Origin of the sequence: Klebsiella sp. LY (assembly GCF_004010915.1) — a bacterium.
Lineage (GTDB): Bacteria > Pseudomonadota > Gammaproteobacteria > Enterobacterales > Enterobacteriaceae > Klebsiella > Klebsiella quasipneumoniae.
The window spans coordinates 286,806-310,545 of sequence record NZ_CP022441.1; the positions used below are offsets into that span (position 1 = coordinate 286,806).

General features: G+C 45.5%; 24 protein-coding genes. 15 read left to right on the forward strand and 9 right to left on the reverse strand.

Annotated features, from left to right (window positions below):
* Positions 1-193: 193 nt before the first annotated feature.
* Genes traF through CE636_RS01665 form a run of 3 tightly spaced genes read left to right on the forward strand, consistent with a single transcriptional unit; the run spans position 194 to position 6,570 of the window.
* Entirely contained in the window at positions 194-1,231 is a 1,038-nt protein-coding gene (traF, locus tag CE636_RS01655; RefSeq protein WP_017900908.1) for a conjugal transfer protein TraF, read from the forward strand.
* Entirely contained in the window at positions 1,221-2,630 is a 1,410-nt protein-coding gene (locus CE636_RS01660) for a conjugal transfer protein TraH (protein WP_017900909.1), read from the forward strand. The genes traF and CE636_RS01660 overlap by 11 nt, the downstream gene beginning before the upstream one ends.
* Before the next feature lies 1 nt (position 2,631).
* Positions 2,632-6,570: a conjugal transfer protein TraG N-terminal domain-containing protein gene (locus CE636_RS01665; protein WP_025999309.1), complete on the forward strand. Its 3,939-nt coding sequence runs from the start codon at positions 2,632-2,634 to the stop codon at positions 6,568-6,570.
* A 36-nt stretch (positions 6,571-6,606) separates the two neighbouring features.
* On the opposite strand, the gene CE636_RS01670 is transcribed toward CE636_RS01665, so the two are convergent.
* Both CE636_RS01670 and CE636_RS01675 read right to left on the reverse strand, forming a co-directional pair.
* Positions 6,607-7,935, reverse strand: a complete 1,329-nt coding sequence (locus CE636_RS01670) for an IS4 family transposase (RefSeq protein WP_017900911.1) — start codon at positions 7,933-7,935, stop codon at positions 6,607-6,609.
* Positions 7,936-8,042: 107 nt separating this feature from the next.
* Positions 8,043-8,330, reverse strand: a complete 288-nt coding sequence (locus CE636_RS01675; RefSeq protein ID WP_017900912.1) for a hypothetical protein — start codon at positions 8,328-8,330, stop codon at positions 8,043-8,045.
* Positions 8,331-8,598: 268 nt separating this feature from the next.
* Between CE636_RS01675 and CE636_RS01680 the strand changes: the two genes are divergently transcribed.
* A complete protein-coding gene (locus CE636_RS01680) occupies positions 8,599-9,267 on the forward strand; it encodes a DEAD/DEAH box helicase (protein ID WP_024266297.1) in 669 nt (222 codons plus the stop codon).
* 301 nt (positions 9,268-9,568) lie between these two features.
* Here the strand turns inward: CE636_RS01680 and CE636_RS01685 are convergent, their stop codons facing one another.
* A complete protein-coding gene (locus tag CE636_RS01685; protein ID WP_017900914.1) occupies positions 9,569-10,162 on the reverse strand; it encodes a lytic transglycosylase domain-containing protein in 594 nt (197 codons plus the stop codon).
* A 133-nt stretch (positions 10,163-10,295) separates the two neighbouring features.
* On the opposite strand from CE636_RS01685, the gene CE636_RS01690 reads away from it, so the two are divergent.
* The 11 genes from CE636_RS01690 to CE636_RS01740 all read left to right on the forward strand — a co-directional run bounded on the left by CE636_RS01690 (position 10,296) and on the right by CE636_RS01740 (position 18,504).
* A complete protein-coding gene (locus CE636_RS01690) occupies positions 10,296-11,024 on the forward strand; it encodes a thioredoxin fold domain-containing protein (protein WP_017900915.1) in 729 nt (242 codons plus the stop codon).
* Between the two features lie 16 nt (positions 11,025-11,040).
* Entirely contained in the window at positions 11,041-11,346 is a 306-nt protein-coding gene (locus tag CE636_RS01695) for a hypothetical protein (RefSeq protein WP_017900916.1), read from the forward strand.
* 13 nt (positions 11,347-11,359) lie between these two features.
* Positions 11,360-11,701, forward strand: a complete 342-nt coding sequence (locus CE636_RS01700; protein WP_017900917.1) for a hypothetical protein — start codon at positions 11,360-11,362, stop codon at positions 11,699-11,701.
* A gap of 63 nt (positions 11,702-11,764) precedes the next feature.
* A complete protein-coding gene (locus tag CE636_RS01705; RefSeq protein WP_017900918.1) occupies positions 11,765-11,974 on the forward strand; it encodes a hypothetical protein in 210 nt (69 codons plus the stop codon).
* Positions 11,975-12,036: 62 nt separating this feature from the next.
* Positions 12,037-12,981: a DsbA family protein gene (locus CE636_RS01710; protein WP_017900919.1), complete on the forward strand. Its 945-nt coding sequence runs from the start codon at positions 12,037-12,039 to the stop codon at positions 12,979-12,981.
* Positions 12,982-13,061: 80 nt separating this feature from the next.
* On the forward strand, positions 13,062-13,577 hold the full coding sequence (locus CE636_RS01715) for a hypothetical protein (protein WP_087549171.1): 516 nt from the start codon (positions 13,062-13,064) through the stop codon (positions 13,575-13,577).
* A complete protein-coding gene (locus CE636_RS01720; RefSeq protein WP_017901393.1) occupies positions 13,574-14,176 on the forward strand; it encodes an HAD domain-containing protein in 603 nt (200 codons plus the stop codon). The genes CE636_RS01715 and CE636_RS01720 overlap by 4 nt, the downstream gene beginning before the upstream one ends.
* 265 nt (positions 14,177-14,441) lie before the next feature.
* Positions 14,442-15,431 carry a hypothetical protein gene (locus CE636_RS01725; protein ID WP_017901392.1) on the forward strand — a complete coding sequence of 330 codons (990 nt, stop codon included), beginning with the start codon at positions 14,442-14,444 and terminating at the stop codon, positions 15,429-15,431.
* Between the two features lie 103 nt (positions 15,432-15,534).
* Positions 15,535-16,110: a hypothetical protein gene (locus CE636_RS01730; protein WP_223226691.1), complete on the forward strand. Its 576-nt coding sequence runs from the start codon at positions 15,535-15,537 to the stop codon at positions 16,108-16,110.
* Between the two features lie 293 nt (positions 16,111-16,403).
* The gene (locus tag CE636_RS01735; RefSeq protein ID WP_017900828.1) at positions 16,404-18,038 is read left to right on the forward strand and encodes a Na+/H+ antiporter; all 1,635 of its coding nucleotides are present in this window, start codon (positions 16,404-16,406) and stop codon (positions 18,036-18,038) included.
* Between the two features lie 121 nt (positions 18,039-18,159).
* Positions 18,160-18,504: a hypothetical protein gene (locus CE636_RS01740; RefSeq protein ID WP_017900829.1), complete on the forward strand. Its 345-nt coding sequence runs from the start codon at positions 18,160-18,162 to the stop codon at positions 18,502-18,504.
* A 76-nt stretch (positions 18,505-18,580) separates the two neighbouring features.
* Here the strand turns inward: CE636_RS01740 and CE636_RS01745 are convergent, their stop codons facing one another.
* From CE636_RS01745 to CE636_RS01770, 6 genes are all read right to left on the reverse strand, one after another.
* The gene (locus CE636_RS01745) at positions 18,581-18,895 is read right to left on the reverse strand and encodes a hypothetical protein (RefSeq protein WP_017900830.1); all 315 of its coding nucleotides are present in this window, start codon (positions 18,893-18,895) and stop codon (positions 18,581-18,583) included.
* 500 nt (positions 18,896-19,395) lie between these two features.
* Positions 19,396-20,682: a secretin N-terminal domain-containing protein gene (locus CE636_RS01750; protein WP_032446982.1), complete on the reverse strand. Its 1,287-nt coding sequence runs from the start codon at positions 20,680-20,682 to the stop codon at positions 19,396-19,398.
* Complete coding sequence (locus CE636_RS01755) at positions 20,663-21,727, reverse strand: zonular occludens toxin domain-containing protein (RefSeq protein ID WP_017898690.1); 1,065 nt, start codon at positions 21,725-21,727, stop codon at positions 20,663-20,665. The genes CE636_RS01750 and CE636_RS01755 overlap by 20 nt, the downstream gene beginning before the upstream one ends.
* Positions 21,727-22,068: a minor coat protein gene (locus tag CE636_RS01760; protein ID WP_017898689.1), complete on the reverse strand. Its 342-nt coding sequence runs from the start codon at positions 22,066-22,068 to the stop codon at positions 21,727-21,729. Before CE636_RS01760 ends, CE636_RS01755 begins: the two co-directional genes overlap by 1 nt.
* 2 nt (positions 22,069-22,070) lie before the next feature.
* Positions 22,071-23,351, reverse strand: coding sequence for an attachment protein (locus tag CE636_RS01765; RefSeq protein ID WP_025999090.1), 1,281 nt, complete (start codon positions 23,349-23,351; stop codon positions 22,071-22,073).
* A gap of 73 nt (positions 23,352-23,424) precedes the next feature.
* Entirely contained in the window at positions 23,425-23,652 is a 228-nt protein-coding gene (locus tag CE636_RS01770; protein ID WP_017898686.1) for a major coat protein, read from the reverse strand.
* Positions 23,653-23,740 lie beyond the last annotated feature (88 nt).

The following is a 23,740-nucleotide window of genomic DNA, read 5'->3' on the forward strand; positions in this document are numbered from 1 at the left end:
ATACTCACCTGTCAGGCTAATACATTACCAGCAGCGTCTGTCTCCGGTTCGCCAGACGCGGATATGTTGCGCCATTGTTCGGCCTGAAACAGCCCGTGAGAAAAATTTCAGATTTCGCACAGAACACCTTCCTTATTGAAGAAAACGAATTTTTTTTTATGGGATGATAATGCTAACCATCGAGGGGTAGCATATGCAGATCATAAAAACTTTCTTCCTTAAAACAGCCATTAGTTCGTTGCTGGTGCTTTCCACTATGAGCATGGCTGAAACACAGTATGTCGGGAATACACCTTTTGTTTCCGGCCAGGCACTGAAAAAAGGTTTCTTCTGGTATAACGATAAAGAGCCGGTTGAGGATGAAGAAGAACAACCGCAACAGCCTTTAACGGGTTCGCCGTCTCAGGACAAGAATGAAGAACTTAAGCTGGATTCCCGGTGGCTGAAAGAAAACCTGCTTAATCTCCGTTATGCAGCAATGGATAACCCGACAGACGAAAACCTGTCCCGTTATTATACTGCGCAACGTTTAATGCTTGATATTGCCACCCGTTTCTCTGACCGTACCCGGGATTATTTCATCAGTAATCCGATGATGTCAGAAAAGAGACGCCAGCCGACTGAAACAGTTGCTTTAAATGCACACCGGGCCGGTCTTGAAGATAAGCAGCAAAAAGCACTGACCTCCATTTTCCAGAAGGGCGGGTTGTTTTTCTTTTTCCAGAGCACCTGCCAGTACTGTCATGAACAAAGCCAGATTCTTAATTTCATGCAGAATTATTATCACGTTGACATTATGCCGGTGAGTATCGACGGACGTCCTCTCCATAATGGTTTATTTCCCCGCTATGGCAGGGCAACGATGGATATGATTAAACGGTATGCCATTACTGAAGTTCCTACTGTTTATCTCATGTCTAATGATGGCTCTCAGGCGACACGTGTCAGTACCGGTCTTGTTTCCGCAGACGAACTTAAAAATACGATTATTCTTGCGGCCAGAGGAATGAACCTCCTCGATGAGGCCACATTCCAGAATACGCTCGACATTAAGAAGCAATATGCGATTGGCGACAGAGACGTCCTGACCGTGAACAAAGTTAGCTATGAACAGGACCCTTATCTGCTTCAGAACTTAATGGATAAAAAACTCGGTGAGTACGACATGCCTACAACCGATCGGGTAGATGCCCGTTTCTCAGAAAATGAAGGGGGCTTTAGTGGCTACTAATTTTCCAAAAGTAACTTTCCTGAAAAAGTTACTTTTATCGGCCATTTTTTTTGGGGCTTACTCAATGCAGCAGGTCCATGCTGCCAACGTCATGGAAGGCATATTCACAGGTATGGTTGCATCAACTGATCCCGGTTCAGTCAGAACGGCGTCACGTGTCGGAGCTGTGGGCGGCAGCTTCTCATACCGCCAGCCTCAGGTGAATACCAACCTCGTCAACGTCAGTTTCCCGAAAGCCAGCGTCGGGTGTAACGGTATTGATATTTTCCTCGGCAGTTTCAGCATGATCAACGGTGATCAGCTTGTACAGATTGGACGCGGTATCGCACAGGGCTCAGCGGTATATGCTTTTAACACCGCAGTTTCTGCTATCTGCGCCGACTGTGCAGCGATTATCGCGAACATTCAGGACAAGCTCGCTGCGCTGAACAAATTTGCCAAAGACAGCTGTAACGCGACCTATGAGTTTTTGCAAAACGGACTGGGCACTCCTCAGGAGTTTACTGAGAAAATCGGGCTCGGTGGCGGCGCTGTTGACTCCATGGTATCAGGTATATTCCCGGATTTTGGTAGCACCATGAGTCAGCCTGCGAGTGAAGTAAACAAAAAGAACTATGCAAAAGATCCTGATGCATTTAAGGAAAAATACGCCGGTAATATTGTTTACCAGGGATTCATGAGCATTGATAACGGCAATATAAATGTAGGGGGCGTGACTGAACTAACAGGTTACAAATTGGCCGAACAAATAATGTCACTTACAGGAACACTTATCGTCAGCTGGGATAGTAATGGGGAAAATTCTGCGATAACACCCGTCCCGCCTACGATGAAAGCGGCTGATTTCATAAAGGGGACAGGAACAGGAAATGTTAAGTTAAATGTTTGTAACCCAACTCCTGATTTACGCAGTAACAGGAAAGCACAGTGTCTTGAAATGCGTCAGGAGTCTATTCAATTCAAAGGACTGTCTGAAACCATTATTGAGACATTGCTCGAAGTTCAGCGGGCTGTCAGGAATGACACTGAGTTGACGCAGGACCAACGTAAACTTATCAGCATGTTAGGTGTTAATAACATCATTCCTACGCTTCAGACCTTGTCAGCTGCTGAGGGTGTTCAATACATCAAAGATATCAGCACGATCGCGGCAAAAAATTTCACGATAGAGTTGCTGAGTAGTGTACAGAATAAAATGACAAATATGACTTTGCCTTCAGAGGCGATGACATCGTTTAAGGACCAACTAGACAAAATAAACCAGACCTTCAGAAATCAGATCCGCAGCGCTTCAGAAGTACAGTCTATCCAGAATACTGAGGAAAAAACGGTTCTGGCCTACTGGGATATGGCATTCATTAAAAAACGCACCTATGGCGATAGCGGGAACGGGGGCTGATATGGATAATTTCACGATATACACCATTAGTGAGATTGATTTCGTCTATACGGCATTCAACGGGATCGCACTGATTTTTTCCTCTCATGGTTCCAATGAATGGATCAGATTTGCTGCTTATGCTGCCACTATTGGACTCTTCTATAAATCAATGAAGTGGGTACTGGCTCCGAATAAAACGGATGTCCCAATATTCTCATGGATAATGGGCCTGTTGTTCTATTCCATTGCCGTCATTAAAGCCGATGTCACGCTGGAATCGGTGAAAACAGGCGAGGTCAGAAATATCGATGATGTCCCGCTATTTATTGCTGCCTCGGGCGAGCTCACTACCGGGTTATTACATGGCCTGATTACAGACTGGCGGGCAGCGTTTGACCCGCTTACCCCGGTAGGACAGGTCAGTGACACGCTGGATGACAGCCTGACACTGGGCCCTATGACCAAAATGGTCAGATATATGGAGTGGGGCGGGGAGTCGAGCGGGTTCTGTCAGGCATTCCCGAATACGATGAGCGGAAGCGAAAAACCTGTCACTTTTGATGTCTGCAGAATCATACAGTCTATTGCACGCGATTGTATTAAAACGACCCAAGACTCAGAGGTTCAGACACCACTAAGAGGGGTGGCGTTAAATGAAATCTATGCCACTGATCTTGCGTCTGTAATGAACGTGATGGATTCAATGACTGCCAACAGCCTCAAGACAGCAAGCGTCCCAATGGTGACATCTACAGGTTTGCAGTATGCGTCCTGTACGGATGCCTGGGCGGCGGTTAAAGCCGCATTCGACTCTCCTCAGGGCGCGTCTATTATGCGTAATCTGGGTCAGATGAATCAGTTTGTCGCACCGCAGCAAGAGGATAGTGGCCAACAAACTGATTTTATCGGTGGTGCAGCCACCACGCTTTTTGGAAGTGCCGGTCAGGCTCACAATATTACTACTGCTGCATTTGTACTCAACCAAATAGATAAAGGTGTGCTGCAGTATCGCAAGTCATTGGGTATAGCGGCTGACTACCAGCTTTTCGAAGCGAGCATGAAACGAACCAACGCCATGGTCAGTCAGGGGCAACTCTGGCTGAACATCTCAGGCGCTGCAATATCGTTCCTAGAAATGTTCAGCTACATGGTTGCACCATTTGCCCTGATTGCGATCCTCTTCCTGGGAGGTGAAGGCATAACTTCAGCTGCAAAATACCTTCAACTGATAGTCTTCGTTAACATGTGGCCGATAACAGCGGTCATGGTCAATGCATACGTAAAAATGGTATTAAATCAGCAGTTTGACACATGGTCATCGCTGGGTGTACAGACCACGATGAACTGGGCAAATATGGGGAGTATTCAGGAGACGTACGGGAGCTACCTGTCTGTAGCTTCAGCGCTGTATTGCATGGTGCCAATGCTGACGCTGTTCCTGTTGACCACCAGCATTCATCCTATGATGGGAGCGTTGAAAAATGTCACGCCGGATGCTCCTGCCAATACTGGCCATGTCACACCAGAAGTGTGGTCGGCGGGTAATGCGGGTAAACAGTCCTTTGGTGACCAGACACACACCGCAGCCACTTCAACCGGTGGCGGTATGTCATCAGGCGGGCTTCTGAATTCTCCGACCAGGATGATGCCGACGCTTGGCCTCGGTTCAGCCCTTCAGGATACTGTATCTGCATCAGGTAAAAATGAAATTGGGACTACAAGACAATCAACTAGGACCGCTTCACAGGCTTTAAACGAAGCCTGGGCCAACGCGTCACAGGGAAACCGGACACAGACCGGATCAAGCACAACTCAGGGTGGAATGAAACTGCTTCAGGATATTGGTACAGCTTTAAGCAATGGGGTTGGAAGCGATGTAGGATTATCCGTTGATGCTAAAGAAGCTAAATCATTCCAGGCAGTATTTGGAGGTGGGGCTGACATATCTCTTGGCTTAGGTGGCGGAGGTAAGGGTGGAAGTACCGGTACCGGTGGCAGTCTCCTTGGAAAAATGATTAATGCAGCTGGCGGATTACAAGCATCTATACAAGGGCGAATTATGAATGACTCGGGTTTAACCGATAGTCAGAAAAAAGCCTATACCGACAGTCTGAATAACTTATTTAAAGACGGCAGTTCGTTTGCCAAAGATATCGCTAAATTCGAAGCAAACAGTATTCAGAACGGATTTACTGATTCAGATAGTTATCAGAAAGTTGCGCAACAGATGCAACAATATGCTCAGTCTATCAGTAATTCTGAAACTAATGCGTTCAGTAAAACTGGTGGTCAGGCTTCTCAGCTTTCAATGAGCAGCAGCCTCAACATCGACGGAGGAGTGCTGTCTGACACGATGAGCAAACCTGCCACCGAGAAATCTGTTGGCGACTTTTGGGCGTCACTTGGCGGAAACCGCGAAGCTGCAGTTGCAGAATGGAAATCCATGAAGGATACATTGAACGGTAGCAATACACTGGGAGACACTAAGAATGGTAATGATGCATTTGTTAAACAAATGTTTAACAAAGCAGATGAGTTGACCAAGATGGGCTCCGGTGAAACAGTGGCTCAAAATCTTGGTGACATTCAGCAAACATCGCAAATGTTTAAGAATGCGATAAGTATGATGGGAGCTAATGCTGGGATTCTTGCTCCAGCAGCTGAAAAACTGGATCAGTTCGTTGGTCTCGGTAGCGGAGGCAACTATGCCAGCCACCAGGAGCAAACGCAGAAAGCCCCTGATACTTCTGCTGTACCGGGAGCTGGCGACATTTCAGGCAACTTCAATAATCAGCGCAGTCAGGTTACAGGTGGACTAGGCGCACGCCAGGACGCAGCGAAAGCACAGCCTGGTACAACTATCGGGGGTATGTCAGCACAATCTCTCAAAGAAGATGATGCGAAACAGTTTATCGCTAATCGGTCTGGTGAGAATGAGGGCAGGATCCTTTCTACAAGTCAGAGAGAATCGCTTGACAATGTCCGGGAGCAATTGCCTGAGAGCAATCAAAAAGGAACCCTCGAAAAAGCTCTTCAGACAGCTGATAAAGACTCCCTGCCGGTAAAAATCGCCGGTGGCGTTCAGTCTATAATACTGGGTGATGCAGAGTCAGTAGATTACGACTCAGCAACACAACAAACAATGAGTAATTTGCAATCAAGAGAACCGCCAAAAAATGCTGAATCATTCCTTCCTTCTGGAGATAAAACAGAGGATGCTAAAGCTACATTAACCCAGGCGGCATTGCATAGCGAAAATGCCCGACATCAGACTGGCGAGGCCAGAGAGAAAAGCCTCGCCCAGAGTGAAGCCTATCGCGAGTCATATAACAATTTAACCGGTGAAAATCTGACAACGTCTGATGTGTCTCGTGTTGCTCGATTAGGCGCAGACGGAAAAAACAATGGATTTGAAAATGGGTTATCAGATGTCGTTAAATCCGTTGTCAGTGGTTCGGGAACGACAGGTGCGCGTCCTGCCACCGGTACAGCTGATTATAATCTGGGTGAAGGCATACGTGATAACAATGGGCATGCGCCAGGGATAATGAACAAAATTGGAGCGGCGGCTGAGAAGGTGGTCGATAATTCACCAGTTTCGCAGCGACTCTTAACTGGAGCTGGTTCGGATCGTCATGTTGCTGATTCAATGAAAATCGGTAGTGGGCCTTCTCAGGCAACACTCATAGGTAATATGGCTAATAACATTCAACTGGAACAGACAATCGCTAGCGCACAAAGCAGTCCAGGTATTACGGAAGATAAATTCAACAGGATGTCAGATCAGAGTCAACAGATGATGAGTAATGTACAACGCCGTTTATCTGATGACCCTAGATATGGACCTGAGGTAGCCGCAGAGTATCCCCAATTTGTAGGTAGCTTACCTGGAAATCTGAGCGAAACGGAGTCATCTGATAGGGCAAAACAGTTTCTTGATAAGCATCGAAAATCTTAAATAAAAAAGGCCAGCAAATGCTGTAATGCCAGTCAGTTAAGCAACTGACTGGCCCTTTTTCGGGGCCGTGGGGTATCTCCATGGCCTTTCCTTTACCACTCTCGGGAAGGCCCTTTCTCTTCTTGTCGGTAATTTTACCAGTTGCCCCATGCTTTCAAGATCGCGCATCAGCTCCGGGAGACGCCCTGGTGAAGCGCCCTGAAGAGTCATCAACATTCTCATGACCATGCCACATGATTCTGAGAAGCTCAGCTGATTCGGCCAGTATCCTTTCAGATGCCCGGCCATTTTAATCATCTGATATCTCACCAGATTATAAGCCAGTAAGACGCCCCACAGTTCCTGCTCCACAAGCTCCGGCTTTTTACTTCTTAGCGTCAGCCTGCTCAGTTGCATCGTCTGTTTTATCTCCCGGTATCCCAGTTCAATTTCCCAGCGATGGCTGTACAGATCTGCCATTTCCCCACCGGGGTAACGCATGGCATCCGTCATTGACGTCAGCAGATGGCAGACTTTACCTTTGCGCGTCACGCTCAACAGCCGGGCTGTCATCTCATCTCCCAGACCCGGCCATTTTTTTCGTGCCTGTGGACTGGTTTTCAGCTTCACCAGATGGTCGCCCTTACCCAGCTTTCTGACCTCTTCGTACTGCGCACCCTTTCTGAGCGGGATCATCCAGTGGCGGTGCTCTCCCGCCTGGCTCCATGCATTCAGCAGCCCCAGGGAGTAATAACCTTTATCCATTAACGTCAGGGTGTTATCGCCGGTCTGCTCTATCAGTTGCTCCGCGAGCTCATTTTCGCTGTTTTTCATCGTGCCGAAGGCCGCTGCCGTCAGCAGATGGCTGGTCAGCTCCATCTGACAGACCATTTTTACCTGAGGATAAAGTGCCGGGTTTCCGCCATGCGTCTGGCGGGGGAAAGCTTTATCATTTTCTGGCGTGTCCGGTGTTCGCCAGAAAACACCATCAATGGCCAGCAGGGTCAGACCGCACCAGTGCGGATGCGGCGTGGCGTTATGCCAGAGCTGCGCTGTTTGCGTGAACACGCGGCGTACGGCCTCGCTTCCCAGCCGCTGGCGGGCCTGGATCACGGCGCTGGGTGCAACGAACGGACGATTGCCGGGTAACATGATATCCAGCCGGTTAACGATCTGATGAAGCGGCTCCTTGCGCTCAAGTGCCATACCGACAATGCACCAGACCATCATTTCCAGAGGAAGGCGCCGTTTGCGTAACGTGACAGTGCCGGACTCTTCAAGGCAGCGGGAAATCAGTTCCGGGTCAAGATAATCGCCCAGAGAAGCCAGAGGGTTACGCAGAGAATCGTAACGGGATACCAGATCAAGAGCCTGTCCAATGTGCATAAAAAAATCCGGAAAAGGGTGAGCATTTCCGGATTTTTACACAGCCACTGGATCGATCAACCGATCCTTAACTGATCGGCATTACAGCAAATGCTGGCCTTATAAATTCACTTATCATCCGGGCTAAAGATTTCTTCATTCCTTTTCATGTTGTAATTGTATTCATTAGAGCGCGGATCGGACATATCCCAATGACGAATTCTAAACGAGTCCGGGAGAGAGGCCTGGGAAGAAATTACTGAATTTTCAGAACTCTGTTCTGATTTAGCTGTACTCCGAAAGAGCGGATGCTTACGACCAACAGTGATGTAGCGGTAAACAAGCACTGCCAGGCAAAAGACATAGAAGAGCTCTTTGAAGTCGGCAAGGTCAAAACCAAACAGTTCGTACATCATTGGGTAGCCCTCTATTCATTCACAATTGATTAGATTATAAACTATTTAACCTCACCTCCAACCCCCTATTTTCAACACACCCGAATGGAGCCTCAACTCAAAAAGGGGGCTTTACAGGGCATAGTTCATAGTGTAACCGTGTGATACACAGCTGTTTCCGCTGTCCAGTATTCCGTCCACTGTAGAGAGGGCGCTGGCAAAACATTTTAAGGTCCCTTCCTGCTGGTGGCCTGGCAAGGTCTCTGTACAGATTCTGGCAGACCAGACAATGGACGTTGGCACTTATCTGCCCGACATTGAATCAGAACAGATTTGGGTAGGTTGCCCGTTACGGGTTCACCGGCGCTGTGATGAACCAATGTTCCGCATCAGTAATGATATTGCCTATGACGGGTTGATGGTCCACGGGAAAAAAACGACCCAGATGAATCTCCCGGAAAGTGGATGGCTGGATGTGAAGGGGAGGACCAGCGAGGGGAACTGGGTAAAAGAGGAAGGGACGGCAGTAGAAAAGTTACTTTTGGATTTGCGTCATCAGTATTCGCTCACGGCTGACAACGTGTTTTTGATTTCGCCATTCCGGGACTGTGCAAAACGACTTGCCGATATAGCGAAGAAATTGCAGTTCAGCAGGGATAAAACGGGCACTGTACACAAAACACAGGGAAAAGAAGCTACGGTGGTTATCCTCGTGCTGGGAGGCAACATACAGAATCCCGGCGCTAAATCATGGGCAGCGGGCACACCCAATCTTCTGAACGTCGCGGTAAGCAGGGCAAAACAGCGAATTTACGTTATCGGGGAGCGGGGATTATGGGAGAAGCTACCCTATTTCTCAACACTGTCGCGGGCGCTGGGCGATCTAAAAGAACCGGTGATCGTCAATAACACGCCAGTGTCGTATCTGGAAGAGTATTTAACCACGGAATGGCGCTGATAAGCGCCATGCCTGTTAACACCTGAAACGGGCCATCGTACCGGCTCATAAACTTGATCACTATAATGCGGAAAGGTAACTACGGTATCGACTTTACCAGAATACACAGTACGGCGCATGTTAACCGGAACGGTAGCACCATATGGGCTGGCAGGATGAAGGATTTACTGACATGGCCGCGTTGACAGATTACGACCACCTTCATTTTAGATGGTGCGGGCGTAAGAGAAACAGCACATCCTCTGCTCTCCCTGTCACCTGTCGAAGTGACGACCAGATGCCATCACTTCAAAAGTTACTTTTATCTGGGTGGGTTGTTCGCGAGTTTACCCGGTATCTCCGCTAATTTCGGGTTTACGCGATCAATCCCTGTCCAGGCATTGAGTTGCTGCATTTTCCCGTTTCGCTGTAATCGCCGGTTATATCGAACCATAAAATTGAATATATAGTTGGCTCTGACGCGAGGGGTCTTACTGTTGTAGTCGGCGATGCCTTCAAACACATTCCCCTTACGATCAATAATTTTACGATGCAGCCACCACGTACCCACCCAAAAAGAGGCGCAAGCATCGTAAGCAAGCTCACGCCAGCTTATCGCGGGGAAATGAGATTTCACTTCCGCCAGATTTGATGAATTTATCTGCATTGGCCCAATATCCCATGTACCGTTGGTATTAAGGACAAAAGAACCAATCTTGCCGCCTTCATTATCAAAAAGGGTAAAAACAAGGTCACGGTCAATGCCGAAGAAACGAGCGGCGTCAGTTAAACACTCATTCTTGACCGTCTCGGGTACATTTTGCGGTTTAGGGCGATCCCTGGGCGGATTGAATGCTGCATTGGCATTGACTGTTAACGTTGCGAACAGCACAGCGCCAGATATTAGTTTCGTCATAAACCCGCTCCTCAAAAGTTACTTTGTCAGGTTACACGTCATCAAAAAAATTTTTTCCTAGCTGGGGGTAAAAACACCTCCTGGTCGGAAAATTATTTTTTTTGGTTTGATACAGTATTTAAGGAGGTAGGACATGATTAAACCAATTGCAGTCGCCCTGACATTGTTATCCGTATCGGCGTATGCGGACGTTAATTTATCAGCGGATGTGAAAGCCAAAATTGAGGCCGTTGGTATTGATGCCTTTTATGCGGAGAAGTCGCCTGTAGAAGGGATTTACTCGGTCTTTTCGAAAGAGGGGACCAGTTACGTCACGTCTGACGGGGAATACATCTTCACCGGGAATTTATTCAAGGTGAAAGGTGCGGAAGTGGAAAACACCACAGATGAGTTTATCAGCAAAGGGATGCGATCCTATATTGAGAAGCTCGATACCATCACCTACAAAGCGCCGGATGAGAAATATGTAATCGGTGTCTTTACTGATATCACCTGCGGCTTTTGCCAGAAATTACATAACGACCTGCAATTCTATCTGGAGAAAGGGATCACCATAAAATACATCGCTTATCCTCGCGCCGGTATGAACTCCATGGTTGCGCGGAACATGGCATCGGTCTGGTGTGCAGACGACAAACCCGCTGCGTTGACCAAAGCCATGAAAGGTGATGGCTTGCCGGATAAGCAACCGACAAAGGCCTGCATGGACTCCGTTCAGAACCAGTTCAATGCAGGGAACATGTTCAAGCTCTCAGGCACGCCTAGCGGTTTAAGCCTGAAAGGTGAACCGATGGTATTTGCTGGGTTACGTGACCCTGACCAGATGCTGAACAGCCTGAAGACGGCCAATCAGAAAAAATAGCTCTCCGGGAGAGACAATGAAGAAATTTATGGCAATTGCAGCGGTGGTGGTTGTGTCATTTTCAGCCCAGTCCAGTTTGTGTGGTCAGAGTGGCTGCAAAGTTACTTTTGTTGATGTCGATGGTACCGAAAAACCGATCCTGCTGCTTGATGCTGCGGAGACTCCGTCGAAGAGTGCTATGGGCCGGGTGTTTGATGATGTAAACACTACCGGTAAGACAATTCAGACCGAGCTGAAATCCTCAGTATCCGGGCATAAAGATAAATCGTCGCCGGTACAAATGAACCGGGTGTTAAGCCCGATTAAAATCTACAGCGCATAATACGGAGTCCGACATGGGATTAATCAGAACGTTGGTCTATGTGGGTATCATCGGCGGCATATTTGCCTATTCACAAACAAAAGATAGTCTAGATAATATTCCACTTCCGGATGTTGAATTGCCTTCATCGCTGACCAGCAATGACATTATGAAGTCCTCAGTGTTAGCGGATTCCATTGCCGCATTGAAAAACCATGGCGTAATGGAAGGTGTAGTCGGGATGATGGGTGAACAACATGATATCCGTGGTTCATTCAACGAAGTCGTCATGATGGCCGGTAATAACGATATCCAGAAGCTTATTCAGGATACAGTGGATGAACTTGACAGCAGTAGCCGGAAAAACAGTCAGTAAGATGGAATTTCTGGTCTTCAGATGTATTTCTTTTGATCGTTAGATGAATACAGGAGGTTTAGCATGATAAATAAACGAAAAAATCATCGTGTCATCATTTGTTCTGCCCTCGTGTTGGGAGGTTTTTTATTAGGTTCAGTAAACTACGGTATGTTGAAATTAATGATAAATAACGGGGTGCTGGGTAATGTTTCTGAAATCATGACTGTAAAGAAGGTAAGTCATGATGATCCATTCGAGTCAGAAAGCAGTCGCCGAATGGCCGGTCAATAAGTGTTCTTTCATATACATCAGTTGCATTTACAAAATCATAAAATGACTTCCGGGGAAAAACCATGGAAAAGAAGCAAAATCCTAATCAACGTATGCTGATTAATATTGGTCTGGCCCTTTGTGGCTTTGTAGCTGGCTCAGTTGTCTGGGGGCCTGCCAGTGACCTGTTTAAATCGAATCAATCGGCTAAAGAACCTGCTAACGAACGCATGATCGAGCAGTTTAATCGGCTAATCAGAGAGCCTCAGGCGAATCAGTCAGCCGGTTTAGTTCTGACAGAACAGGACAAAGAGCTGATTGGAAAGACTGCGGCGCAATATTTGATCGACCACCCTGAAAACCTGGTGGAAGCGGGTAAACGCCTGGAGTCTAACCGCGATGGTGAGAAAATGTCTAATGTAGTGAATACTAAAGACGTTCTCCTGGAATCAACCTACACTCCAAACTACGGTCCGGATAATGCGGATGTCGCCGTGATCGAGTTTTTTGATTACATGTGCCACTTCTGCCAGCAATCCAGCCCGGTTCTTGAAAAGGCCATTAGCGCGAACAAAAATGTGCGAACGTTCTTTAAAGACTTCACTATTTTCGCAGACCGTACTCCGATTTCAGGTATGGGCGCAAAAATTGGTCTTTATATTTTTCGGACATACGGTCAGGATAAATATTATGAGTTTCATAATAAATTAATGAACGAGACCGGAATAGCGCTTCAGTCCAAAAAGGATTACTCACCGCAGAATCTGGCAACGCTGGTTCATGGGCTGGGGTATAAAGATATTCTTGACGAACACGGTAACTTCCTTCTGACTGCACAACTACGTGACCAGCTCCAGAATGTGCTTGATGCGAATATGATGCTGGCTGATAAGCTCAATTATAGTGGTACTCCGGTATTCATCATCATGAACATTAAGAACCCGCAAAACAAAACTACCACCATTATTCCCGGTGCGCCTGATTCTTATCGCTTGCAGCAGGCCATTGATAAAGCAAAAGACAACTAAACATATTCCTTCCTTAGGTTGCTTTAATGAAGCTTGAGCCAGGTATTTTACTCAACATTAATTATAAGAAGGTCATATCTATGTTTGAACATAACATTCTTTTCAACAGCATGATGATTATTATCTTATCTTACATGCTATTTAAGAGCATTAAGTCAAAAAAAAGATTGCATAAAAAGTATGAGGAAGTCTATAAGGCTTTTCATCTGGCTGACTCTCAGTACAACGGCGGCATGAAAGACGCTTACAGAAACTTATCTTTAAGCAATGCACATTTGAAGTTTTTGGCAGAATACTTCAACCAGGAGACAGTTAAGTTTGATGGAAGAAACATAATCTGTGAAAGAGAACAAGATGTACAGTATGTTCTTTCGCTTATGGCGGATAGTCATTTTTGGTTGAATAAAGCCATGAAGGATATAAATACAGCAGTAAGTAACACGGATGTTATAAAAGATATTAAATTATCAGCTCCGCCATTTTCTTCATTGGGAGGATTGAAATTAATAGCAGATGAATTTCATCTTGAAAATAAAGAGTTTGATGGGTTTGCTACTCTTAAAATCAAGTATGAAGAGATGAAGGGGGAGAGATGACAGGGGCTTTGTTTTCACTTTCTGCTAGTGGGGTGGTGTTTGCCGCCTCTGTGGTTATTCTCATTCTTAGTGCTATGTTATACGACAGTTTAAACAAAAGGCGTGTTCGAAATGTTCAATCATATGAATTTTTAGCCTCGCATGAAGCAGCAACTGGAACTCATCCAGAAGGTACTGTTCTGCTCTATCTTGATTTTGATGGTGTTCTACATCGAAGAATGAATGAGTCCTTTGAAAAAATGCCCCTGCTGGAAGAAATTTTAATTCAATGCCCTGAAATCCTCATAGTGATCTCCAGCAGCTGGAGGGAGACGATGTCTTTAGAGGGGCTAAAGCATCTTTTCCCGGTTTCATACCGGCACAGAATCATTGGCGTTACGCCTTCACTTCAGGATGTACCGGATATTGAATATATCCGGTACAGGGAGTGCCTTTCAAATGCCCGATATCTGGGTATCAGTCATTTTATTATTATAGATGATGAGTCGCACCGTTTTCCACCTGGGTGTGAAAATCTGGTGTCTACAAAATACAGAGAGGGGATGACTGACGAAACAGTATCAGCAGTCATCATGAAATATCGTCAGTATATCGTATGAAGGCATGCGTTTCATATTCTGTACGCGATGAAATAAACGCCGATTATGAAACGCAGATACTCAAGCCAGAGGTAAGGGGCTGTCTTCAACGGATTGCCGGGAAGGTTTAACAGAAAAGACAGCATTTCATATTGTCCGGTGATCCCCGCGCCCCTAGAATAAGCGCATTATGAGTACCACCAGCCCATAAGGATGAACAAATAGTAAAACTAACTATAGCATTTAGTAGTTTATTTTAAAACTTTATTACAGGACGGCATGGAAAATGAAAAAAAACATATATAATGATGTGGCAAACATTTTTAAAACGTTGCAGGATGCCATAACGAAAGAAAATATAACAAAAGATATGTACGCAGATTACTGTCAACGTGAAGCGATGAGGGTAGATGAAGGATGCGCACGACGAAATGCCCAGTCTATAAAAATTATTACCGAAAAAAGCATGATACTTGAAACGGTATTTCTAAATGTAAAGAAAACGTATGAGCTAAGGCAGCAGTATGAAAGAGCTCTGATTGCTCAATGGGGCGGTGTAATAGACGACGAAAATGTAACGTATGATATTATACACCCTAGCCTGAAATCCTTATCTGCTTATGTAGCATATCGAAAGGACATAAAAATTGATGAGAGAATGGGAGAGATGTATGAGAAAAAACCTGAACTGTCCCGTAGCATCAGGTATCATGAGCGATATTTATGTCCGCAGGAACTAAAATACAAATATAAGATAAACGCCAAATTTCGTCCGGATCTAAAACTTCTGATCAATCCACCTTACCCTGGGTTTTGTAAGAATTTACTTTACTGGTATGTCAGTGCATTTTCACTGCATCTTAAAAATGGAAAACCAGGGGAACCAGGGAAGCTTGAAAATCCAGGTGAACCATTAAAGATAGGATTTCGCCATCCAGTGAGTAAAATGAATTATGAAGAAATGTGTGAAGGTCTTGAGATTTTTATGCCGTATATGTGCAAAGCTGAAAACGGAAAAATTGTTATTCATGCGGAAGGGTATTTATCATGTGATAGCTATTATAGCAGCATACTGGTTAACCCGCAAACGGGGGGGGCTGAGCTAGTTATATACAGAAAGGGTCGCTTTGACCATCGACATAACCCGAATGCACTGGAATCTCGTACGTGGTTGAATGAAGATAGAATAATAAAAGAATTTCCCAGCATACGAATTGCTTTGCTGAATATCATAGCGTGCAGCTATCGTGCGCACTTCAAAAACAGGGATATCTAGCTAAAGCTCCGTAATCCCCGGTGCAATCGGGCATTGATATAAGGAGGCTAATATTTATTGAATTTTACATGTGAGGGATAAAAGTGAATTAATGGTTGCTTTAATGAAGATTGAGCTAGGTATTTTACTCAACATTACATATAAAAAGGTCATATCTATGTTTGAACATAACATTCTTTTCAACAGCATGATGATTATGATTATTTTCTTATCTTACATGCTATTTAAGAGCATTAAGTCACAAAAAAGATTGCATAACAAGTATGAGGAAGTCTATAAGGCTTTTCATTTGGCTGACTCTCAGTACAACGGCGGCATGAAAGACGCTTACAGAAACTTATCTTTAAGCAATGCACATTTGAAGTTTTTGGCAGAATACTTCAACCAGGAGACAGTTAAGTTTGATGGAAGAAACATAATCTGTGAAAGAGAGCAAGATGTACAGTATGTTCTTTCGCTTATGGCGGATAGTCATTTTTGGTTGAATAAAGCCATGAAGGATATAAATACAGCAGTAAGTAACACTGATGTTATAAAAGATATTAAATTATCAGCTCCGCCATTTTCTTCATTGGGAGGACTGAAATTAATAGCAGGTGAATTTAATCTTGAAAATAATGAGTTTGATGGGTTTGCTACTCTTAAAATAAAGTATGAAGAGAAGAAGGGGGAGAGATGACTGACGAAACAGTATCAGCAGTCATCATTAAATATCGTCAGTATATCGGATGAAGGCATGCGTTTCATATTCTGTACGCGATGAAATAAACGCCGATTATGAAACGCAGATACTCAATCCAGAGGTAAGGGGCTGTCTTCAACGGATTGCCGGGAGGGTTTAACAGAAAAGACAGCATTTCATATTGTCCGGTGATCCCCGCGCCCCTAGAATAAGCGCACTATGAGTACCACCAGCCCATAAGGATGAACCAATATGCATGAAGAGTTTGCCATCGGAAGAGGAGGGGCAATATGTCGCTGATCACCATTGTCCTTGTTTTCATGATGGCGATAGTTGTTACTGTGTTTATATCTCATTTGTTGCCCGTAAAAATTCCATTACCCCTGCTTCAGATAGCTGCCGGGGCGGGTCTTGCTGCCGGAGGCTTCCAGGTTGATTTCGAACCGCATATCTTCCTGCTGTTGTTCATCCCGCCGCTGTTGTTTCTGGATGGCTGGCGAATACCCAAGGATGCATTTTTCAGTGATCTGAAACCCATCCTGTCACTGGCAATTGGCCTTGTCCTGGTCACCATTATTGGCATTGGCTGGTTTATTCACTGGCTTATCCCGGCGATCACGGTGGCCGCCGGATTTGCGCTTGCCGCGATCCTGTCTCCAACGGATCCGGTGGCCGTCTCTGCTATGACCGCCAGTTCACCGCTGCCCTCACGAATGGCGCATATCCTCGAAGGCGAATCCCTTCTGAACGATGCATCCGGCCTTGTGGCCTTTAATTTTGCGATTGCTGCAGTGCTCACCGGTACCTTCTCCCCGGGAGAGGCGGTGACCAAATTCTTCCTGATGGCCTTCGGCGGTATTCTGAGCGGTCTTGTGGTCGTCTGGGTAACCGGTAAGTGCAATAATTTTCTGGTGAAACGGACACGCGAGGAACCGGCCATCCAGATACTGATTAGCCTTCTTATCCCGTTTGCCGCGTATATTCTCGCTGAGGCATTCCATGTCTCGGGGATCCTGGCTGCGGTAGCTGCTGGCATCGCCATGCACTATGAACAGCTGTCGGGTCCTCGTTTACCGGCCACACGCATGAAAAGCGGTGCCGTGTGGAATATGCTTCAGACTACGCTGAACGGGATGATTTTCCTGATGCTGGGTGAGCAGTTGCCACGTATGCTTTTGACTCTGCCGGAAGTGGCACAGCAAGCGGGAGTGTCATCTCCGTGGTACTTACTGCTGTATGCCGTGGTTATCACACTGGCTCTTGGTGTGATGCGTTTTGCCTGGGTATGGCTGTCCATAACCCTGACGGTATTTCGTCAGAAACGGCGGGGCAAGGTCACGACGGTGCGCACCCGGTTCTCTGCGATGGCTGTGATGGCTCTCGCCGGTGTGAAGGGTTCCGTCACTCTGGCGGGGATACTGACACTTCCGGCCGTACTGGATGACGGGTCACCGTTCCCGGGAAGAGAGCTGCTTATTTTTCTCTCAATGGCGGTGATCCTGTTATCACTTATTGTGGCTGCTGTAGGTCTTCCCTTCATGACGCGCTCTCTCGGAGAGGATTTGCCTCATGACGCCGGGAGCGGCAATATCGGAGCAGCGTTGACGGAAGCGGCCATCAACCGACTGACCGATTTGCTCAGCCAGCCAGTCGCTGATCCCGATGAGCAGGCCTTACGCGCTGATGCCGGAAATATGCTCCTTGAGACATACCAGCGACGGCTTCACTACAACTACAGCGATGAACAAACCGACGTCGGGCTGGAGCTGATGAAACGCACCAGGCTTGAGAAGTTTATGCAACGTGAGGCCATTATCGCGCAACGTAATGAGCTTTTCCGTATGCGAAAGGCCCGTACTATCAGCGATACCGCCTTCCATCAGGCGCTCAGGGCGATCGACCTCAAAGAAGAAAGCCTTCATTAACCGGTGTCCGTACCAGTCCTCCCTGTTCAGAGATGAGCGGGGAGGCTGAAGGCTTTGTTAATTCAGCATATTACTTTTCTTCGACGACACGCGGTTCGTAATGTAACCCCAGGAAAACATCATGAATACCAGTTCCTCTTTAAACTTAATGGTTGATGCTGCAGATGATTCAGAGTGGAAACGCGCGAACGGCTACCAAAAAGAAGAGAGGCCGGTTCAGACAATCAGGAAAGTCATTATCAAAGGTGCATGGCCGGTCGTCATTTTTTGTGGATCTAAGCTTCAACTGGTGGTGGCTGCCCGGGACCTGGACGGGTTCAGGCATATCGAGACCCGTATTGATGGGCAAAATCTGGTCGTAGGGCAAATGGGTAACGGAGTCATCAGAACAGGTCAGCATTTATCTGTTTCTGGATCAGGCAACATCGTATCAGCTGGTGACGTATTTGAAGTTTCATGGCATTAAAGCCAGAAAAGATTCCATCTATCCCGAATGAAGCCACGCCTGCAGCGATAATGAGCTGACTATTGCAGAAGAGTAGCTATCCCGGAATTTCCGAGAGGAATTCATTAAAGAGATTATCATCGTACAGTGGGTATATTTGCTTCATCATACCAAAAACGGACATAGCTGCACTTCGCAAGTCGGGATAAAAAGCAGGCTTAGTGATAAGATCGCTTTCATTCTTCAGCACACCTTCGAAGCAACCGTAATCTTCCCCAAACTCCTGAACTATCATCCACCGGCCATCCTTGCATTCAACTACCATAATAGCAGACTTGGGGTAGTCGCCAGCTGGGGTCAACCAATCAAAATGGTAGTGGGTGATAGTTTGATAACTCTTATGGACATTCATAGCATTAACCCTGATGCAAGACTTACAAAGTGAGAGGTTAGTGCTCGATAAAAAAATACTGTATACATATACAGTACGTATTTAACATAACGTACATTATGCGCACCAGTGCGCAGATAAACCCGTTCGGAAAGAATTTGTTGCCGGATACCAGGAAGAAACAAACCGCACCCCGGGTTGATGTGAAAGCCTGTCACCGGCGATCGCCATTCTGTCACACACGCTGTAAGGCATCAATTTCATCAACTGGCCATGTCGATGCCTGAATGACCTGCGGCCGCAAAAAACAGGCTTTGCAGTGATGGGAATATTATGGCTGACGCCATAATGCTTTCTGAGTCCTCGCTTCGCTGCGGGGCTTCCGGCGCAAAGCGCCTCCCATGCCTGACGGCATCAAAAAACAGAAAAGCCAGCGATGGCTGGTAGCTGAAAAATGAAGATTCGCCCTGCTTCCCGGCATCCTCCCCGCTGCGCAGGGAGAACGCCGGCAATCATGGCTTTCAAAGTGGATTAACGACACGGGCACGAATGAGCATGTACAGCGTTCGTTTGCTGGCGTTGGTGCTTTTGGAGGTAAAGAGCGCACCTATTAGCGGGATTTTTGAGAGCCACGGTACTGACGAATCAGCTTCACTGTCCCTGTTATCAACCATCCCGCCAAGAAGCACAGTCTGACCAGATTTAAGCTGAACGGTCGTCGAAATCGAACGTGTATTCGTAATAATGTCTGAAGCTGCCTGAGAATCAGAAATACTGTCTGCGTTCGTTTTGACATCCATTATGAGTAATCCCGCAGGTGTCACAACAGGAACTACCTGCAGAGAAATCCCTACGTCACGTCGTTCTATTGTCTGGAAGGGATTATTAACGCTTGCAGCTTCTCCGGTGATTCGTCCGGTCACAAAAGGCACGTTCTGACCTGCGGTGAATGTTCCGGGCTGGCCTGACATTGTAAGTATGCGAGGCATAGAAAGTAATGTCGATTTATTCGAAGTCTCAAGCGCTTTAAGACTCATTGCCAGAACATTTCCATTAAAAATACCGAATGAACCACCTGAAGACGAAAGAACCTTACCAAGCCTGTCAGTATTCACACCCCCTGCTACTGGATGGCCTGATGGATCACCGGCAGCAAATGAAAAGTCAAAACCGTCAGAAGCAGATGTTTCAAAAATAACTGACTCAACCAGAACCTGAATTCTGGGTACATCAACCGAAGGGAAAAATTCTTTTAATTGCTTATGCTGTGAAGCAGATGCGGTAACTGCAAGTATATTGGCTCCATCAAAAGGAAATACTTTTGTACCTGCAATGTTATCCCCTTTAAGGAATACATCAATTACCGGGGCAAGGTCTTTAGCTCTTACATTATTAACAGGGTAAGTTTGTGTAATCAGGCTTGCCTGAGTTTTTCCTGGATTGAAGAAATCGCCAGCAGGAGAAGATGAAGAATCCTGAGGGATATAATCAACATCATCCGAGAATGAATCGGCATATTCATAATTACGTGAACTGTACTTCTGAACAACGCCCGGATTACCATTACTTAAATCGTAACCATTTGCACGAAGTACAGAAACAAAGAACTGTGGTAATTCTTCTCTTTTAACATCAGCAGAATAAACAGTCACTTCCCCTTTCACATCAGGCGACACAATAACTGGCTGACCAGAAACTTTAGAATACCATGATACAAACTCCCGCAACGGTACATTGTTAAGCTCAACAGGTATTGCATGAACTGTAAATGTCAAAAACAATAAAATACTAGCAAGTAACTTTTTCATGTTTACCACCTTTAACAAAATCCACATTACACAAATCGATGAAAACCATTTTATAACCGTCTTTCTTTAAATCCTCAGATGTATATTTATTCTTTTTTGAATCCATAAACACAAAACTGACTTTATTCAAAAGTCGATATGACGAGATAATTTTAAATTCTGAGATGTTGTACTTTTGAGTATTAACCTGTTGAGATGCCTGTTGCTCGATAATTACAGGTGTGTCGGCGCGAGTAATAAATGAATATAAAAATGCGAGAAGCACGCCAAAAATAAAACAAAGAACCCTCGAGTACTTCCTGAAATAAATCTTAGTAAGTGTCATATAAAACCTTGAATCTCTTTTTGTGGCGTAGCGCCCATGTGATAAAAAAGGCGGTAAATATGAATACGATGAATGCTCATAACTATCTGAAAATGCTTGCTTAGTGTCATACGCCTGATAGAGGTCACGCCCGGTGTATGTCCAGCGTTCTACTGTCATCGACTGAGGCGAATCACCATATTTAACGATACCAACATGCACTTTTGGCAGAGGTAATTTACTCCCCGTCATAAGGCTATAAATTGCACCTATAAACGGAATTGTGATTTTATCCAGACGGCGGCAATAAACAACATGCTCCGCCAGAGCAACGCGGGCTTGTTTATCCATGATTGATAAATCCTGAATGAGAAAAATAATATCCCACCCAAGTTTACGGGCATGTAAAAACCAGTTAATAACTGCCTGGCGTTCTTTATCAGCCCAAGAACGAGAATTGAACCATGTCCCGCATTCATCGAGTACGAGCAAGCCGTTTTTATTTTCATCATAACTATCATTACCCTTCCCTATGGATAATAAATCATCCAGTGAAGGTTTGTCGGGTATACGAACTACATTAGGCGTTTTGGCAAAAATACCGACGCGAGGTAACTTATGTATGCGTAAGTCAAGATTCGTTGCTACCTTACAGCCGGAAACAATCTTATCCTGTATTTTACCAACAGCAACAAGTGTTTTACCTGCACCTAGTTTACCTGTCACAACATAAACAGCCATTACGATTTATTCCAGTCAAGATAACCAATAATACGGTCTTTTACATCAAATATAAAAATAGCAGCCTTCAATGAAAAAATCGCATAAAGGCAAGGCAACGCATTCGAAGGAATGATATAAGCTATTGCATCTGATATATCTGCTGGCAATGCTGCAACCAAATCAGACAAATAAGAGACCAGTAATTGATTGAGCCCCACGATTAAGGCCAGAAAAAGTGTTATTGCAAGTGCGATACGTGCAATACCTAAAGTAAGGAACCTTGCAAAATAACCGATTAAGACCCCCGCAAGCCACCCAATAAAGCGTGCAAGCAAAGGCAATCCTAAAAACGCTGGCATAATTACTCCTTACCTTTTCTTAGTATCCCGGCAAATGAATCGTAAACGGTAACAAACGTCCAGAAATAAAGAATAAAAGCAAATACAGATTTAAACATATCAATATATTTGCACTCTATAGTGAATTCATATTTCTTTCCGGCAGCAAAAACAAAGGGTGTACATTGTTTTGCCGACGGTAATGAAGGAAATAACTTTCCTTTGGTAAAAGCATCCAGCAATGGTGAGCTGTCACCAGAGCCAATTTTTTGCATATCAGCAGATGCAGCAGAAAACTCCGGAGATACTGGAGTACCAGCCCCAAGAAGGCCGCCAACGCTGTCAGAGAGCCCTTTTACAGAGTCTGTAAGGCTCTGGACTGTTCCATCCAAAGAGGAAGAAATATCAGACTGAATTGCAGAAGAATCGAATTCTTCCGTCATAGCGTCCTTGTTGGCCTTAGCCATACGGTCATAATCGAAATCTCCGGTTCCTGAGCCTCCGCCAGAACCGCCTCCGTCACCGCCTCCTGTGTTTCCACCATCGGAGCCCCCACCGGAGCCTCCATCGCCCCCACCGGAACCACCATCGGAGCCCCCACCGCCAGAACCTGAACCGCCGCCATTAACTGGAGGTTGAGGAATTTCGGATGGCTGGCCTTGATAATCACAAACAAAAGGATCTTCGTTGAATCCTGAATGGAAAGCACAATCCCGAAACTTACCATTCCAGAATAAATCGTACATAGCTTTAGAGGAAACTGGCGTATATTGAATTTTAGTTACAACGGGGTCTGTGCCTGTAGATACAGAACCTGTATAAACGGTTAATGCCCCTTGTTTATTTACAAACCTATTCCCCTGAAAAATCCATGTATTTAATGGTTGTTCATCATATAGCGTTGGATTGGGATTATTCGGATTCTGTTCGGAGCCAGGCGGATATGTTCCATCTAGAGGATTAACATATGTATATCCGGGTTTTGGATCTGTTCCAGTGTTACCGCCATCACCGCCACCTGAGCCTCCTCCTCCTTCATTACCTCCTGAGCCGCCACCTTCAGGAATAGCTACGCCAATAGGCTTCCATGTGCCATAACATTGATTTTCGTCACCAGTACAAACAACAACACCAGTTGCATTCCATAAACAGCCCTCGTAATTAGCATAACGATCTAATGTCTGGTTATCTTTCCAGACGTTTGTCATAGAGGCATCAAATTCAGGTTTTGCAATACATTCGGCATCAGTTGCAGCATTAGCAAAGAAAGATGCAAATAATAAAGGCGGAAGTAATCTTTTCATTTTTAATGCCTAAAAGGGGTGGCATAAGCCACCCATTAATTAACGGTGTTGGCAGATAAAAGAAAGGCTAATATTAAGATGCGCGGTTAACAAATTTCTTAAAGAGTTTGATTCCCACGGTTGCACCAACAACTAATACAACCAGTGCCCAGGCATAACCGGACATTTCTGTAGCCTGTGCGGTGAGAGAGTCAAAAGCAGCTTTCGCTTGAGAGGTAGCATCACCTTCGGCAGCAAAAGCTGAAGAACCAATTACCAGAGTTGAACCTGCAACGATTTTAGAAATAACAGATTTTTTCATGTTGAAACCTCAGAGAGCTTTTTAAAGACAAGGATGGAGTGAGAAATCACCCAGCCGATACAATAAGCAGCAAAGAAATAAGATAAAT